Here is a 14,670-nt window from a genome sequence, read left to right as displayed (position 1 = left end):
CGGCTATTCGACCAGGCCGGCACGGAACGCGGCGATGGCCAACTGGACCCGGTTGGTGGCCGCGAGCTTCTCGAACAGGCGGGTGATGTGGCTCTTCACCGTGGCCTCGCTCATGTGCAGGGTGCGGGCGATGACGGCGTTGGCGTGGCCGAGCCCGATCTGGACGAGCACTTCCCGCTCCCGATCGGTCAGCGGTCCGAGCTTGCCGAGGGCCTCGACCCGGGTCCGCGACCGGTCCTCCGCGGTGAGGCGGTGGATCACCTGGCGGGTCACGCTCGGCGACAGCATGGCGTCGCCGGAGACGGCGAGGCGCACCGCCCGCAGCAGATCCGCCGGCGGCGTGTCCTTCAGCAGGAAGCCGGTGGCGCCCGCCCCGAGTGCCCGGAACACGTCCTCGTCGGTGTTGAAGGTCGTCAGCACGATCACCGACGGCGGCTGCGGCCTGGTCCGGATCTGCGCGGTCGCGGCGATCCCGTCGAGCCGTGGCATCCGGATGTCCATCAGGACGACGTCGGGCCGGTGCCGGTCGACGGCCGCCACCGCCGCGTGCCCGTCCTCGGCCTCGCCGACGACGCTCAGATCGTCGGTCGTCTCCAGGATCATCCGCAGCCCGGCCCGGATCAGCGCCTCGTCGTCGACGAGCAGTACCGAGATCATGAAACCTCCGGTCGGGGGTCCAGCCAGGGTACGACGGCGGACAGCTGCCAGCCGTCCCCGGGGACCGGGCCACTGCGCAGGGTCCCGCCGACCAGCCGGATCCGCTCGGCCAGGCCCACCAGCCCCGACCCGGAGCCGGGCAGATCCATCGGCGCGGCGCCCGCCCGATTGTGGACGGCCACGGCGACACCGCCGTCCTCGGTGCGGCCCACCGACACGGTCGTCGGCGCTTCGGGCGCGTGCTTGTGGGCGTTGGTCAGCCCTTCCTGGACGACGCGGTACACGACCCGGGCGGTGGCGGCCGGCAGGTCACCGACCTCATCGCGCAGCTCGACCGGATGCCCGGCGCGGCGGGACGCCCCGACCAGCGCGCCCAGGTCCGGGAACTGCCCGGCCCCGGTGTCATCCGCCGATGCCGATGCCGATGCCGCTGCTGGCGCCACGTCGGCGCGCAGCACACCCAGCACCTCCCGCAGCTCGACGAGCGCCTCCCGGGCCGTGGTCCGGATCAGCACCGTGCCGTCGCGCAGCTTCGGATCAGCCGTGGTCTGCAGTTCGAGCGCGCCGGCGTACAGGGCGATCAGCGACATCTTGTGGGCCAGCACGTCGTGCATCTCCCGGGCGATGCGGGTGCGTTCGGCGGCGCGCGCCTGCTCGTCACGCAGCGACTGCTCGGCCTCCGCACGGCGGCCCTGCTCCCGTAGCGACACCAGCAGAGCGTCGCGGGTGGCGAGATTGACCCCCGCCAGGGCCACCAGGGCGATGCCCAGCGGCGGGAAGACGATGTTGTCGACGGTCAGCTTCCCCGAGTCGAACCAGGACCAGCCCACGAAACCGGCCCATCCGGCGATCCCGCACAGCCACGCGTGGCGACGGGAGGCGTAGCGGGCGCCGCTGTAGAGGCCGATCAGCAGCGGACCGGGGTTGCCGCCCAGCGCGAACGCGACCGCCCCGGCCACCGCGGCGGCCACCGGCCACCGGCGGCGACGCCACATGGCAGCGCTGCCCAGCACCCCGGCCGCCGCCACGACCGGCCACGGCAACGGCGACCACGGCGTCTTGACCGCCAGGAGGCTCAGCACCAGGCACGCCAGCACCAGCCCGGCGTCGACGAGCTCGGGCCCGGGCGAAGGTCGTATCCGCATGGACGCAGCGTAGGCAACGCCGGTCGCCCGGCCACTGCGACTTTCGTCGACGATGCCGGCAAGGCGGCTGCGTCTTTGGTGGGGCCGCGTCGCCGACCTTGCGCCGATGTGCCGGACCACCGGCCGGCGGGAAGCTGGGCATCGTCCGCCAGCGATGCCTTCCGAGGAGCTTCTCATGAACGCCCTGACCCGCCGTACGCTGCTCGGTCTGCTCGTGGGTTGTGCGGCGGTCCCCGCCGTCATCCCCGCGCGACCGGCGGCCGCGGCCTCGGTCTCGTGTGCCCCGGCCACGCAGGCCGCGGTGTCCGGCTTCTTCGACAGCGCCCTGCCGGGCCGCTTGGCGGCAGACCGGGTGCCCGGCGCCGCGGTGTCGGTCGTGGCCGGCGGCGCGACAGCCTTCACCAAGGGGTACGGGTCGGCCGACACCGATCGTGCGGTGCCCTTCGACGCCTCCCGGTCGCTGGTCCGGATCGCGTCGATCTCGAAGCTGTTCACGTGGACCGCGGTGATGCAGCAGGTCGAGGCCGGCCGTCTCGACCTGGACACCGACGTGAACCGCTATCTGACCGGCTTCCAGGTGCCGGCCACCTACGATCAGCCGGTCACGCTGCGACACCTGATGAACCACACCGCCGGGTTCGAGGACTTCGTCACCGGCACCGGCGCACGTGACGCCGCGGAGGTTCCGCCGCTCGGTGATTATCTCGCCGCGCACATGCCCGCCCGGATCCGCCCGCCGGGGGAGATCTCCGCCTACTCCAACTTCGGCGCCGCGCTGGCCGGGCACATCGTCAGCGAGGTCAGCGGCGAGCCGTACGACACGTACCTCCAGCGCCACCTGCTCGACCCGCTCGCCATGACCCGCAGCACCGCCGCCGAGCCGGTGCCCGCCGCCCTGGCGCCCGACCTCGCCCGCAGCTACGACACCGAGCTCACCCCGCCGAAGGTGTACCCGTTCACCTTCGACCGGATGCCACCGGACGGCTCGGTGACGACCACCGCCGCGGACATGGCCCACTTCATGATCGCGCACCTGCACGAGGGCCGGTTCGGCGCCGGGCGGATCCTCTCCCCGCAGGCCACGGCACTGATGCATCAGCGCTCGTTCACCGCCGACCCGCGGGTGGACGGATACGCCCACGGTTTCAAGGAACGCACGATGAACGGCCATCGGGTCCTGATGCACGACGGCGGCTGGGAGGGCTTCGCCAGCATCATGATGCTCGTGCCGGACTGCGACCTCGGCCTGTTCCTCACCCTGAACAGCCTCACCGGCGGCAGCCCGGAGATGCAGAAACTCGTCGACGGCTTCTTCGACCGGTTCGCCCCGCAGCAGGACACCGCCGACGCCGGGGCGCGGGCCGCCGGGCCGGCCTCACCGGCCACCCCGGTGGCCGGGTTCTACAAGCCGACCCGGCACAACACGACGTCGTTCGAGAAGTTCAGCACTCTGCTCTCGCCGGCGCGACTGACCATCGACGACGCGGGCAAGATCTCTTTCAAGGGCAGGACGTGGGTACGGCAGGACGACGGCCGCTATCAGGCCGACGACGGTGACCGGCTCGTGTTCCTCACCGGAACCGACGGCCGGCGCTATGTGGCCACCGACGGATCGGCCGCCGAGCTGATGCCCCCGGCCGAGACCCTCCCCGTCAACCTGGGTGTGCTGCTGGTCCTTCTCGTGCCGGTCCTCGGCGCGCTCGCACTGCCGGTCATCCGGCTGGTGCGCCGCATCCGGCGACGGCCGGCCGTGACCACGCCCGCCTGGCGGCTGGCGCGCCGGCTGGCGGTCGGTGCGGGCCTGCTGGGCGTGGTCTTCCTGGGCGGGCTGATGGTCACCGTGGTGTCGCTGTCCGGCGAGTTCCTGTATGCCGTACCGCCGGCTTTCCGTCTTCTGCTGGGTGTGCCGATCGTGGCGCTGGCAGCGGCCGTGGCCGCGACCGGTCTGACGGTCAGGAGCTGGCGCGGCAGCGGCGCCGGCGTCATCGCCCGGGTCCACCAGGTCGCCCTGCTGACCGGGATGGTCGCTCTGACCTGGTTCCTGTGGCAGTGGAACCTGCTCGGCTGGCAGGGTGCATAGGCATGGCACGATGTCCGGTTGTGACGAAACGGGCAAGCACGGTGATCCGGCGGCCGGGTGTCGGCGCTGTCTTCGGCGGCGTGGTCCTTCTCGGGTTCGGGGCGCTGGCCGTCCTGGTCCTTGTGCTGCTGGTGAGTCCCGCCTCGTTCGTGAGCCTGATGCCGGGATGGCTCGCGAAGGACGGTTCCACCTCGAGTGCCGTGTGGCTCGTCGCCGGGCTCAGCGCCGCCCTCGCCGTGGTCGTGGCTGTGCGGCGCGGCCCGGTCCGGTGGCTGCGCGGCACTGTCATCACGGTCCTGGTCACCGGCGCGCTGCTGTGCGGGGTGTATGCGTTCGCGACCGGCCCGGCGGGCAGGAGTCCGGTTCCGGAGAACACGTGCGTGGCCTACAGCGGGGGACGCCACACCTGTCCGGGCGGCTGAGCCGGTTTCCTCGCCGCTCGGCGATGGGTGCCGAACTTTGTCGTCGAAGCCGGGAACCGGCGGGCCCGCTCGGGGGTGATGGTGGGTATGAGCAAGGGATCGGCCGCCGAGGACGCGGTGTCGGAGCTTTACCGCTCCTGCTACGCGCGACTGGTCGGCGTCGTGGCGCTGGCCGCCCAGAGCCGGGTCGACGGCGAGGAATGCGTACAGGAGGCGTTCCTGAAGCTTCTGGGCCGTTGGGACCACGTCTCGCGACTGGAGTCTCCCGAGATCTGGGTGCGGACCGTCGCGTTCCGGTTGCTGTCGAACAGGCGGCGGAAAGCCCGCAACGCCGTGCGCGCGCTGCTGCGGCACGGTCCGGCGCCGGCTGAGCCCGAGCCCAGCGCCGACCGCGTCGACGTGGCGCACGCCCTGCGGCGGCTGTCGCTGGGGCAGCGGCAGGTGGTCGTCATGCACCACCTGCTCGGCCTGGGCGTCGAGGAGATCGCCGGCGCCCTGCAGATCGCTCCCGGCACCGTGAAATCCCGCCTCAGCCGGGGACGTGCCGTTCTCGCCGAGTTGCTGCCGCAGGAGGCCTCCCATGCCTGACCTCGGAGACCTGCTGGCCTCGGCCGCGACAGAGTTCCAGCCGGTGCGTCAGCCGGAGTTCGGGCAGCTCGTGCGGGCGAGCCGACGCCGCCGGCAGCGGAGGGTGACCGGCTCGGCGGCCGCCGTCGTCGTCCTGGCCCTGAGCGCGAACGCGGTGACGTGGCGGCCGGGACCCGTCCCTCAGGAGCCGAGCGGCCGGGTGCCGCAGGTCGCCGTCGAGGTCACCGGATCGATGCGGCGGATCGGTGGCCCGATGGGCGCCGCGCCGCTCGGCGTGGGCGGCACGGTCCGGTTCGAGGATGCCGGCGGGACCACCGTGACCGCTGAGGTCGCGGCGGACGGACGCTTCACCGTCGCCGTTCCCGCCGGCCGGTATGTCGTCACCGGCACCCCGGCGGGCGCCGGGCAGGCCTCCTGCCGGGCGACGGCGCCGGTCGTCGTCGCGGACACCCGGCTCGACGGCATCGAGGTCGACTGCCACGTGCGATAACGGTCGCGCGGGTGTGTTGTGATCAGGGCATGGGGCGCGACATGAGATGCATTGCCTTGCCGCTGGAGTCCGGTCCGGTCCGGGCGCTGCGGGCTGATCCGGCGTTGCAGCGCCTCGCCGAGGATCAGCCACCGTTCACCCGGCGGTGGCCGGACGAGGTGCTACCCCGGATCAGTGAGCAGCTGCTCGCCGTCGTCCCGGACGACACGAAGTGGAGCCTCGACTTCTTCGAGAGCCGCAATTTCGACCAGGCTGAGTATCTGCTCGACCCGATCGCCACCCGGACGATCAAGTCCTGGCCGCAGCGGGAACGGATGGCCACCTACCGGGCGATCTTCGGTGCGCAGCGATTCGCCCTATACACCTCGGACGGCTGTGTCACCCCGTGGCGGTGCTCGTCGCCGGCCGAGCTGACCGCCGCGGCGCGGCTGATCGACGAGCTGGACGTGGCGGCGGTGCGCCGCGAGTTCTCGGTGGCCGACATGCTGGAGCTGGGGCTGTACAAGGTGCACCCGGAGGATGACGACACCGAGAGTTTCACCAGGGCCCTGGGGGATCTGCGCGCCTGGGCCGACCACTGCCGCGGCGTCGCCGCCCGGGATCTGGGCCTGGTCATCGACCTTTTCTGAGTACGTGTGGCTCTGCCCACCGTGGTCACGGACCTGTTTGTGTCCGGCCGCGATCCCACGGAAAGGGTGTTCACGGCTCGGGTCTGCCTGGGATGACCGAAGCCGGCCTCCATGGGACCCGGTGGACGGCGAGGTTCGTCGATTGTCCCCTGCTCGCCGCCGCGGTCGTTGTGCTGGGGTGGCGCCTCGTGTGAGCCGCCTGGCCGGCCCGGCCCGGTCACCCCGGCTTGGGAGCGGAATCGCGCCGGCTCCTGACGAAGTCGATGTATTCCTCGCCGGCCATCGCATGGTTGACCCAGCGGTCCCGGTGGGCGCCCGTGAGACCTTCGGCGAGCGATATCGCGCCTGCCTCGTCCTCGCTGATGCCCAGTTGTCGCCCCTCGCCGATGTAGGCCTCGTCGACCGGATCGATTGACACGAGGTTCGGCAGGTCGCCGAACCGGTCATCATCCGGGTCCTGCACGGTGTGAAGCGAGATGCGGTACCGCCCGTCCGCGGGACTGATCTCCACCCACCGGATGGCCGGCTCGCCGTCGATCTCGGCGCCGCCGAGGAACTGCTCGATGCCGATCCCGCGGCGCAGTGCGTTGACGGCGAACTGCCGGGTGAGGTGGCGCATCCGGCGAGCGTAGCCGCAGCCCCGGAAGGATCGGGGAGCCGTGTGAGGAAGGGAGCCGAGAGTCGGTCGTCGGTGTGCTGTGCTGCTCACCCGCCGGGCTGATCTCCCGGCGGCGGAGTCGGGTCGGGGGCGGGTGTGGTCGAGAAGTCGAGGTCGAAGCGTGGCGGGCTCGCCGTGGCGTTCGGGGCGGTACGCCGGATCGGGTGGCTCGCTGAGTGCCGTCTGCCAGGCCGAGATTGTCGTGTGTACAGTCGACTCATGACAGTAGGCGCTAAGCAAGATCTGGTCGACATGGTTTACGTGGGCGCCCACGAGATTCGCATGTTGTTCGGCGGCATCAGCCGTCAGAGGGTCTATCAGATCACCCACCGTTCCGACTTCCCCCGGCCGATCGCGGACCTGGCTCAGGGCAAGGTCTGGCTGGCCAGTGAAGCGAAGGCCTGGCGGACGGGTCGCGGGCGATGGAATCGGTAAGTACTCGCCGGCGGTGCGGGCGTGATCCGGGCCGTCCGCGCCGCCGGCATCGCGACCGAGCGAGGAGCGGCGGCCCGGCCCGGCAAAGCCGCGCCGCTTGATACCCGGTTCGCGTACCGGATTCTCCGGGCGGATCGCCCGGATGGGGCGGGACGCCGGCCCCATGCGCCCGAGATGGTGGGCGCGGCAACCTCGATCCCGTCGCCGCGGCTGACCGGCCCGGCGCCGGACCGAGGGAGAAAGACATGAAGACCTTCTTGTGTACGGGTGACAGCTGGCTCGCCGACGTATTTCCCTATCGGACGGCTGAGCTACGGCCGCTCCTGCCCCTGGCGGGCTGTCACCGGCGCTCGCCGCTCAGCGGATCGTCCGGCCGCCCGTGGCCGGCCGGCGAGGAAGTGGACGGCGACCGGCGCCACGGCGAGCCGGGGGAGGGCTGCGACCTCGCCGGCTGACCCGATCGTCGTCCGCTGCCCACAACAAGCCGCCGCAAAGTCTTCACCCTGTTCGCCCACGGGCCACTGCCCGGGGACATGACCGGCCCGATCGGGCCATCACTTCCTCCTCCTGCCGTTCGTAGCGCCGCCTGTCGATGGCCGGCGACTCCCGGCAGTCCTCCGTTCCACCTCTGAAAGGACCCTCGTATGCGCACCCCTGCCCGACTTCTCCTCGCCGCGATCACTCTGAGTGGCCTGTTCGCGCCGGTCTCCGCCGCGGCGGCGCCGCCGGTTGTCGGCGGTGGGCGGGCCAGCCAGGACTACTCGTTCATGGCCTACCTGCCCGGATGCACCGGCACGCTGATCAAGGACAACTGGGTGGTCACCGCCGGCCACTGCCCGACCCCCGGCACGGTACGGGTGGGCAGCATCGACCGTACCCAGGGTGGCACTGTCGTCGGGGTCCGCCGTGCGGTCAGCCACCCGCGCATCGACGTCAAGCTGCTCGAACTCGCCGCGCCGGTGCCCTACGCCCCGGCGCCGGTCCCGGCCGACTCCGGCCCTGTCGGCACCGTCACCCGCATCATCGGCTGGGGCCAGACCTGTGCCGAGCCGGGATGCGGGCCGGTGCCCCGGATCGCCAACGAGCTGGACACCACGATCCTCGCCGACAAGCGTTGCAGCGGCATCGACGGCCCGCACGAGATCTGCACCAGCAACCCCGGGAACGTCGCCGGCGCCTGCTACGGCGATTCCGGTGGACCCCAGGTACGCCTGATCGACGACCGCTGGGCACTCATCGGCGTGACCAGCCGTGCCGGCAACAACAGCTCCGTCTGCGCGACCGGCCCGTCCGTCTACGGCGACCTGCCGTCCATCCGCCCGTGGCTGAACACGCAGGTGGGAGGCCTGCCCTCCCTGGCCGGCTGACAGGGGAGGGGGGTTGGTCAGGGCTACTGGTCAACCCCCGCCCGGCAGGCGGTCGCGGGCCGGCGAGACGACGTTGGACCGCGGTGGGGCCGGTGAAATGCCACCATCGGCACCATGGATCTCCTCCCTCTGACGACGACGGCGGATGTTCGGGCGAAACGGCCCGCTGTCGCCGTGCTGCCCGTGGGCAGTTTCGAGCAGCACGGACCGTTCCTGCCGCTGGCCACGGACACGATCGTGGCGGCGGCCGTCGCGGGCCGGGTGGCGGCGGCCCACGACGTGCTTCTGCTGCCCGCCGTGACGATGTCGTGCTCCCACGAGCATGCCGCCTGGCCGGGAACGGTGAGTCTCAGCCATACGACGGTGACGGCGATCATCGGCGATGTCGTGGCCTCACTGGCTGCCCAGGGCATCGAGAAGCTCGCCGTCGTCAACGGGCACGGCGGGAACTATTTCCTCGGCAACGTGGTGCAGACGGCGAATGCGGCGAGGCCACGGTCCATGACGCTCTTCCCGTCCCGTGACGACTGGACGCGGGCCCGCCGCAGCGCCGGTCTCGCCACCGGCGACCACGAGGACATGCACGCCGGGGAGCTCGAGGTGTCGATCCTGTCGGCGGTGGCGCCGTCCGCCGTACGCGATGGGGCCTCATCTCTTGATCATGTTGCTGACGACCGGCGGTTCCTGCTCGTCGACGGGATGGCCGCCTACACCTCGCACGGCGTCGTCGGGCGGCCGTCCGCCGGGACCGCCGCGAAGGGCGCCGCCGTCCTCGGCAGCCTGGTCGAGTCGTTCGCGGCGCACCTGCGGGCGCTCGGCGAGCCGCTACCATCCCCGGCGTGGGAGAGGACCTGACCAGCCTGCTGTACGGCCTTGCCTGGCGGGTCACGCCACGGCTGCCGGATCCGGTCGCCGCCTTCGTGTTCGACGGCATCGCCACCGGGATGCGCTGGTCGGGCGCGGGTGGCGTGCGGCAGTTGCGGGTCAACCTGGCCCAGGTGCTCGGTCAGGCCGTGGACAGTCCCGCGGTGACCGCGGCGGCCGGGCTGGGTGTGCATTCGTATCTGCGGTATTGGCGGGAGTTCTTCGGGCTCACCGGGTGGAGCCGGGACCGGATCCGCGACACTGTGGTGTTCGAGTCGCTGGAGCGGGTGGCCGCCGCCCGTGCCGCCGGTCGCGGTGTGGTGCTGGCGTTGCCGCACAGCGCGAACTGGGACCTGGCCGGGGCCGGGCTCGTGGTGCACGGGTACCCCTTCACCACTGTCGCGCAACGACTGCGCCCGGAGTCGCTCTACCAGCGGTTCGTCAGTCACCGGGCAGCTCTCGGCGCGACGGTGCTGCCCGCCGACGAGACCCGGCGGACGGTCACCACGCTCGCCGGGCGGCTGCGTGCCGGGGAGGTGGTGTGCCTGGTCGGTCGCGGCGATGACGCAGGAGCTGGCCGACGTCTTCACCGCCGCCGTCCGCCGGCATCCCCACGACTGGCACGTGCTGCAACCGGTCTGGCTGCCGCGCGACCTGGACGCCGTCTCCACGGCCCGGTAGGTCGGGGAGCCTCCGCGCGCACCCGAGCGGCAGCCCGTCCGCAACCGGCCCGCAACCGGATGTGCAGAACATGGCGGGGTGTTCGACAGGGCTGACGACGAAGTGCTGCTGGAACCGGCGGCGTACCCCGAGTTCGGTGTGCTCGACGCGGCGGTCGCCCGCCGGGACTGGGCGGGCTGCCGGGCGGCGCTCGACGCCGCCTCGCCGAGCGGGCGGACCGTGCTGCTCCAGGCGGCTGCCGAGAGCCCGGACCTGGAGGAGTGGCTCCGGCGCCTGCTGCAGGCCGATCCCTGGGACAGCACGGCCGCGGCGCTGCTCGGCATGCACCTGACCAAGGTCGGCTGGCGGATCCGCAGCTCGGCGACGGCCGAGCACGTCAGCGCCGACCAGTTCAGACAGTTCCGCGAGTGGCTGCGCAGGGCCGAGGCGGTGCTGATCGACGCCGCCGCGCGGGCGCCGCACGACCCGGCCGTGTGGGCGGCCCGGCTGACCACCGCCCGTGGCCTGCAGGTGGACCTCGCCGAGATCCGCCGCCGGCACGACCGGATGGTCGCCGCCGACCCGCACCACCTGCCGGGGCAGCGGCAGTACCTGCAGAGTCTGTGCCCCAAGTGGTACGGCAGCTGGCCGCAGGCGCACGCCTTCGCACACGAGGCGATGACCGCCGCCCCGCCCGGAGCACCGCAGGGTTCCCTCGTCGCCGAGGCGCACATCGAACAGTGGCTGGACCTCGGCGGTGAGTACAAGAGGGCCGCCACCGCCCACCTGGTCGGCGCCCGCGACAGCCTGCACGACGCCGCGAACCGTTCGATCTGGCATCCCGCCTTCCGCCGCGACCCCGGCTGGGTGTCAGCGGCGAGCGCCTTCGCCATGGTCTTCGCCCAGGCCGGCGATCAGCAGTCGGCGGCCCGGGTGTTCGCGATGCTGGGCCCGCTGGCCAGCCGATGGCCCTGGAGCTACTACGACGAGCACGACGAGCTCGTGGTGATCCGCCGTTACCGCCGCCGCTCGGCGTCGGCTCTCACCGGAGGTGGCCGATGATCACCCAGAGCGAGCTCGACGGCGTTCCGGTGCTGCTCAGCCCGGCGCCCGGCCTGATGCGGGCGGGACTGGTCTTCCGGGTCGGTTTCGCCGACGAGCCGCTGGCCCGGCACGGCATCACCCACCTGCTCGAACACCTGGCGCTGTACCCGCTGGGGCTCAGCGACCACCACGTCAACGGAACCACCGGGGTCGAGCACACCTCGTTCCACATGCAGGGCCCGCCGGACGACGTGGCCCGATTCCTGGCCGGCGTCTGCGCGTCGCTGCAGGACCTGCCGATGCACCGCCTCGACGTGGAGAAGGAGCTGCTGCGGACCGAGGCGAACGGCCGCGGCGACGGCGCGCTGGACGCGATGCCGCTGTGGCGGCACGGCGCCCGTGACTACGGGGTGTCCTCCTATCCGGAGTTCGGGTTGCCCGCGATCACCGCCGACGAGTTGCGCGCCTGGGCGGCCCGCTACTTCACCCGCGACAACGCGGTGCTCTGGATCGCCGGTGACCGGGTGCCGGCCGGGCTGCGGCTGCCGCTTCCGGCCGGTCGCCGGGAACCCCTGCCGACACCGTCGAACACGCTGCCGGTCACGCCCGCCTTCTTCCGCGGAGCGCCCGGGGTGGTCGCCTGGAACGCCACGGTGCCCCGGAACCCCGCCTCCCAGGTCTTCTCCGACCTGCTGGAACGCGAGATGTTCCGGGCGCTGCGGCAGGAGGCCGGGCTGTCGTACACCGCCGGCAGCTCGTACCGGGAGTTCGGCGCTGACACGGCGATGGTCGTCGCCGTCGCCGACGCGTTGCCGGAGAAGCAGGAGGCGGTCTTCGGCGGCCTCGTCGACGTGCTGACCACGCTGCAGGTCGGCCGGATCGACCAGGCGGATCTGGCGATCGTGGTCCGGCAGCGCGGCGAGACCCTGTGGAATGCCGACCAGCAGGGCACCCGCGTCGCCGGCGAAGCAGCCGCACTGCTCGCCGGGCGCCGGGTGCGGCAGGTGGAGGACGAGATCGCCGAGATCATGGCGGTCACCGTCGGTGACGTCACAGCGGTTGCCGGTAAGGCCCAAGACAGCGGTCTGCTGATGACGCCGAGAGGCGTCGACGCCAGGTGGGCGGGGTTTCAGCCGGCGCCGGACCGGTCCGAGAAGATGATCCTCGGGACGGCTCACGCCGCCCATTCCGACCCGGACGTGCATCTCATCACCGGCGAGGACGGCGTCACGCTGGCCGATGGAGACGATCATCAGACGGTACGGTTCGATGCCTGCTCGATCGTGCAGGCCTGGCCGGACGGCGGCCGGCTGTTCGTCGGGCACGACGGGATCATGGTACGGGTCGAGCCGACCCTGTTCCGCGACGGTCACGACGCGGTGGCGTTCCTGGACGCCCGGATCCCGCCCGGCCTGCGTGTGGACCAACCCGCCCGCCGCCCGGACCAGATCCCGGCGCCACAGTCCGGCCGGCCGCGCCCGGAACCCCCGCCCACCCGCGCCGAAAAGCGGGAGGCGCGCCGGATCCGGGCCGGTTACGTGCTGGCCGTGATCTTCGGCCTCGGCATCGTGTCGCGGATCCTCCGGTTCACCGGCAACCGATACGGCGAGGACGTGCAGTTCGCCGTCCTGATCGTGCTCCTCGTCGGTGGCGTGGTGATCGCCGGAAGCCTCATCCGCGCGCGACGACGCCGGGTGGCATGACCGCGTCCCGGCTACCGCCACGGCCGGTCACGCCGGCGTCGACCGGTCGCGCGGACTCCGGGCGGCGGCACTCAGCGCACCGGACTCGACGACGGCCCGGCTCATCGGCTGTGCCAGCTCGGCGAACCGGGCGCACCCCCGCGCACCGAGCACCGCATAGGCGGGAGCGGCGAGCCGGTCGGTGGCCGCCTCGATCCACGCCCGCTGTGATCGCCCCGCGTCGGTCAGCGCCGGCTCGTCACCCTCGACCAGCCCGCGCGCCCGGAGCCGGCCGGCCGCCTCGTCCCACCGCTCGTCGCTCCATCCACGGCTGCGCTGCAGGAACCGGCGCGGCACCTCACCCGACGCGACGTGCAGGACCAGCGCCTCCAGCCCGGTCAGCCCGGCCACCAGCAGGGCGGCCACGTGCCCGTCGCCACGGAACTCGCGTAGCACCGTCTGGGCGTGCCAGAGAACCAGATGCGGCCGGTCCGGCCACGGCAGAGCGACGTGCGCGGCGAACAGGGCCCGCCCCTCCGGACGTTCGCCGACGGACTCGGCGGCGGCCCGGGCCAGCCCGGCGGCCTCCCGCATCTCGTACGAGTCCACCATGTCGCCGAGCACACGCGTCAGAGCGGCGTCGGCGGCGTCCAGCCGGGCCGCGAGCACCGCCTGCGGTGTGGCCCGCTCCCACACGGCCGGCAGCGCCTGGGAGACCAGCGCCGGGTTGAAGTTGAAGAAGGCGCCCGTCACCGCCCCGGATCCGACCGGCCCCATGGCCGCCGCCCGGGACGCGAAATACCCCGCCCGCGGATCGATACCCAGCGCCGCGTAGCGCTGGTGCGCCTCGGGCGCGAAATAGATCAGCCCGTGCAGAGCCTCGGCCGACCGCCACGTCCGGCGCACCAGCGCCGGATCGAGCACGGACGGCTCCTGCCAAGCACCCTCTACCGGAACCGACATGGCGCCACCCCCATCCGACGACGTTACCGACGGGTAGCCTCGCATGTCCGGCCGCGGCCTGTCACGGCCACCTTTCCCACGGGCGCGGAGTTCCCCGTTTCCCGCCCTCGCCGTCGTGGATCTGCACCCGGTGATGTGCCGTGCCCGGTGCGCCGTCTCTTGTGCTCCGTGCTGGGCATGCGATGTGAGCCAGGGAATCGAACCCCTGCGCCTGCCCTCGGCGCGCCAAGAAAGGAGCCGATTTGCCCGCCGGCTCTCGGGTCGTGCACGCCTCCACGTCGGCTACCTGCTCCGCGCCCGTCAATCGATCAGGTCGGCCTCCCAGTTGGTCCGCTGAATCAGCGTGTCCACCTCACGCAGCTGCCGGGCGACGTCGTCCGCCTGGCGTCGCAGGTCGGCCACCGGCAGCGCCGGAAGCATCTTCAACTCGGAGCGCAACTGCCGGAACCCGCGCTGACCGTCACCGGCCGCCGCGTCGGCCGCCGAGGTGAGAATCCCGTGCCGCAGACGCAGGACGTCACGGCGGGCGAGCGCGTCGGTGAGGGTGCCGCCCTCGACAACGGTGGCGGCGTTGGTCCGATTGATGCGCCGGATCAGCGACTCGAGCTCATCGAGCACCGCACCGGCCTCCGCCAGCAGCGACGCGGCATCCTCGGCCGGCGTCTCGCCTTCCTGATAGCGCGCACTACCGGCAACCCGGGAACGAAGCTGTTCCGCACGCCGCGACGCCGCTGCCCGCAGCGCAAGAGCCTCGGCAAGTTTCATGGACGCCAGTATGGACGATCAAGATCGAAACTGGGCGCCGATGTCCGCTTGGTGATCCTGGCGGACCGGCCGTAGCGGCTGACACGGACAGCTCCTTGACCGCGGGGCACAACGGCCTTCGCGATCACCGCGCCGGCGCATCGGCGCGAGCCGGGCTCCACGTTGTCGCTGGCACTCCCTTTTTGCGAGGCATTGGCAGAATGCGGCCATGAATCGATACC

At 72.1% G+C, this 14,670-nt stretch carries 17 protein-coding genes; 12 read left to right on the top strand and 5 right to left on the bottom strand.

What is annotated here, in order from left to right; translation table 11 throughout:
• Nucleotides 1-3 precede the first annotated feature (3 nt).
• Together BM290_RS16390 and BM290_RS16385 are read right to left on the bottom strand one after the other, a co-directional pair.
• Entirely contained in the window at nt 4-657 is a 654-nt protein-coding gene (locus BM290_RS16390; protein WP_093614858.1) for a response regulator, read from the bottom strand.
• Complete coding sequence (locus BM290_RS16385; protein ID WP_177319743.1) at nt 654-1,802, bottom strand: sensor histidine kinase; 1,149 nt, start codon at nt 1,800-1,802, stop codon at nt 654-656. Before BM290_RS16385 ends, BM290_RS16390 begins: the two co-directional genes overlap by 4 nt.
• Nucleotides 1,803-1,977: 175 nt before the next feature.
• Between BM290_RS16385 and BM290_RS16380 the strand changes: the two genes are divergently transcribed.
• The 5 genes from BM290_RS16380 (at nt 1,978) to BM290_RS16360 (ending at nt 6,011) form a co-directional block, all read left to right on the top strand.
• Nucleotides 1,978-3,882, top strand: coding sequence for a serine hydrolase domain-containing protein (locus tag BM290_RS16380; RefSeq protein WP_177319742.1), 1,905 nt, complete (start codon nt 1,978-1,980; stop codon nt 3,880-3,882).
• 20 nt (nt 3,883-3,902) lie between these two features.
• Complete coding sequence (locus BM290_RS16375) at nt 3,903-4,304, top strand: hypothetical protein (RefSeq protein ID WP_143133767.1); 402 nt, start codon at nt 3,903-3,905, stop codon at nt 4,302-4,304.
• An 87-nt stretch (nt 4,305-4,391) separates the two neighbouring features.
• Nucleotides 4,392-4,892, top strand: a complete 501-nt coding sequence (locus BM290_RS16370; protein ID WP_177319741.1) for an RNA polymerase sigma factor — start codon at nt 4,392-4,394, stop codon at nt 4,890-4,892.
• Nucleotides 4,885-5,382, top strand: coding sequence for a hypothetical protein (locus BM290_RS16365; protein WP_093614850.1), 498 nt, complete (start codon nt 4,885-4,887; stop codon nt 5,380-5,382). The genes BM290_RS16370 and BM290_RS16365 overlap by 8 nt, the downstream gene beginning before the upstream one ends.
• 41 nt (nt 5,383-5,423) lie before the next feature.
• Nucleotides 5,424-6,011 carry a DUF1877 family protein gene (locus BM290_RS16360; protein ID WP_143133765.1) on the top strand — a complete coding sequence of 196 codons (588 nt, stop codon included), beginning with the start codon at nt 5,424-5,426 and terminating at the stop codon, nt 6,009-6,011.
• 217 nt (nt 6,012-6,228) lie between these two features.
• Here BM290_RS16360 and BM290_RS16355 read toward each other — a convergent pair whose 3' ends face one another.
• Nucleotides 6,229-6,630: a hypothetical protein gene (locus BM290_RS16355; RefSeq protein ID WP_093614846.1), complete on the bottom strand. Its 402-nt coding sequence runs from the start codon at nt 6,628-6,630 to the stop codon at nt 6,229-6,231.
• A gap of 258 nt (nt 6,631-6,888) precedes the next feature.
• Between BM290_RS16355 and BM290_RS16350 the strand changes: the two genes are divergently transcribed.
• The 7 genes from BM290_RS16350 to BM290_RS16320 all read left to right on the top strand — a co-directional run bounded on the left by BM290_RS16350 (nt 6,889) and on the right by BM290_RS16320 (nt 12,742).
• On the top strand, nt 6,889-7,104 hold the full coding sequence (locus BM290_RS16350; RefSeq protein ID WP_239143436.1) for a DNA-binding protein: 216 nt from the start codon (nt 6,889-6,891) through the stop codon (nt 7,102-7,104).
• A gap of 245 nt (nt 7,105-7,349) precedes the next feature.
• Entirely contained in the window at nt 7,350-7,559 is a 210-nt protein-coding gene (locus tag BM290_RS16345; protein WP_093614844.1) for a hypothetical protein, read from the top strand.
• Nucleotides 7,560-7,748: 189 nt separating this feature from the next.
• Nucleotides 7,749-8,471, top strand: coding sequence for a S1 family peptidase (locus BM290_RS16340; protein ID WP_093614842.1), 723 nt, complete (start codon nt 7,749-7,751; stop codon nt 8,469-8,471).
• A gap of 114 nt (nt 8,472-8,585) precedes the next feature.
• Nucleotides 8,586-9,326: a creatininase family protein gene (locus tag BM290_RS16335; RefSeq protein ID WP_093614840.1), complete on the top strand. Its 741-nt coding sequence runs from the start codon at nt 8,586-8,588 to the stop codon at nt 9,324-9,326.
• Entirely contained in the window at nt 9,311-10,111 is an 801-nt protein-coding gene (locus BM290_RS16330; RefSeq protein WP_203779200.1) for an LpxL/LpxP family acyltransferase, read from the top strand. The genes BM290_RS16335 and BM290_RS16330 overlap by 16 nt, the downstream gene beginning before the upstream one ends.
• A complete protein-coding gene (locus tag BM290_RS16325) occupies nt 10,095-11,057 on the top strand; it encodes a hypothetical protein (protein WP_143133764.1) in 963 nt (320 codons plus the stop codon). Before BM290_RS16330 ends, BM290_RS16325 begins: the two co-directional genes overlap by 17 nt.
• Complete coding sequence (locus BM290_RS16320) at nt 11,054-12,742, top strand: M16 family metallopeptidase (protein WP_093614836.1); 1,689 nt, start codon at nt 11,054-11,056, stop codon at nt 12,740-12,742. Before BM290_RS16325 ends, BM290_RS16320 begins: the two co-directional genes overlap by 4 nt.
• A gap of 27 nt (nt 12,743-12,769) precedes the next feature.
• On the opposite strand, the gene BM290_RS16315 is transcribed toward BM290_RS16320, so the two are convergent.
• Both BM290_RS16315 and BM290_RS16310 read right to left on the bottom strand, forming a co-directional pair.
• The gene (locus BM290_RS16315; RefSeq protein WP_239143435.1) at nt 12,770-13,684 is read right to left on the bottom strand and encodes an SCO6745 family protein; all 915 of its coding nucleotides are present in this window, start codon (nt 13,682-13,684) and stop codon (nt 12,770-12,772) included.
• 300 nt (nt 13,685-13,984) lie between these two features.
• The gene (locus BM290_RS16310) at nt 13,985-14,449 is read right to left on the bottom strand and encodes a DIP1984 family protein (protein WP_093614832.1); all 465 of its coding nucleotides are present in this window, start codon (nt 14,447-14,449) and stop codon (nt 13,985-13,987) included.
• Between the last annotated feature and the right edge of the window lie 221 nt (nt 14,450-14,670).

It is taken from the genome of Actinoplanes philippinensis (assembly GCF_900113015.1).
Lineage (GTDB): Bacteria > Actinomycetota > Actinomycetes > Mycobacteriales > Micromonosporaceae > Actinoplanes > Actinoplanes philippinensis.
This window is presented reverse-complemented; position numbering and strand designations above follow the sequence as displayed.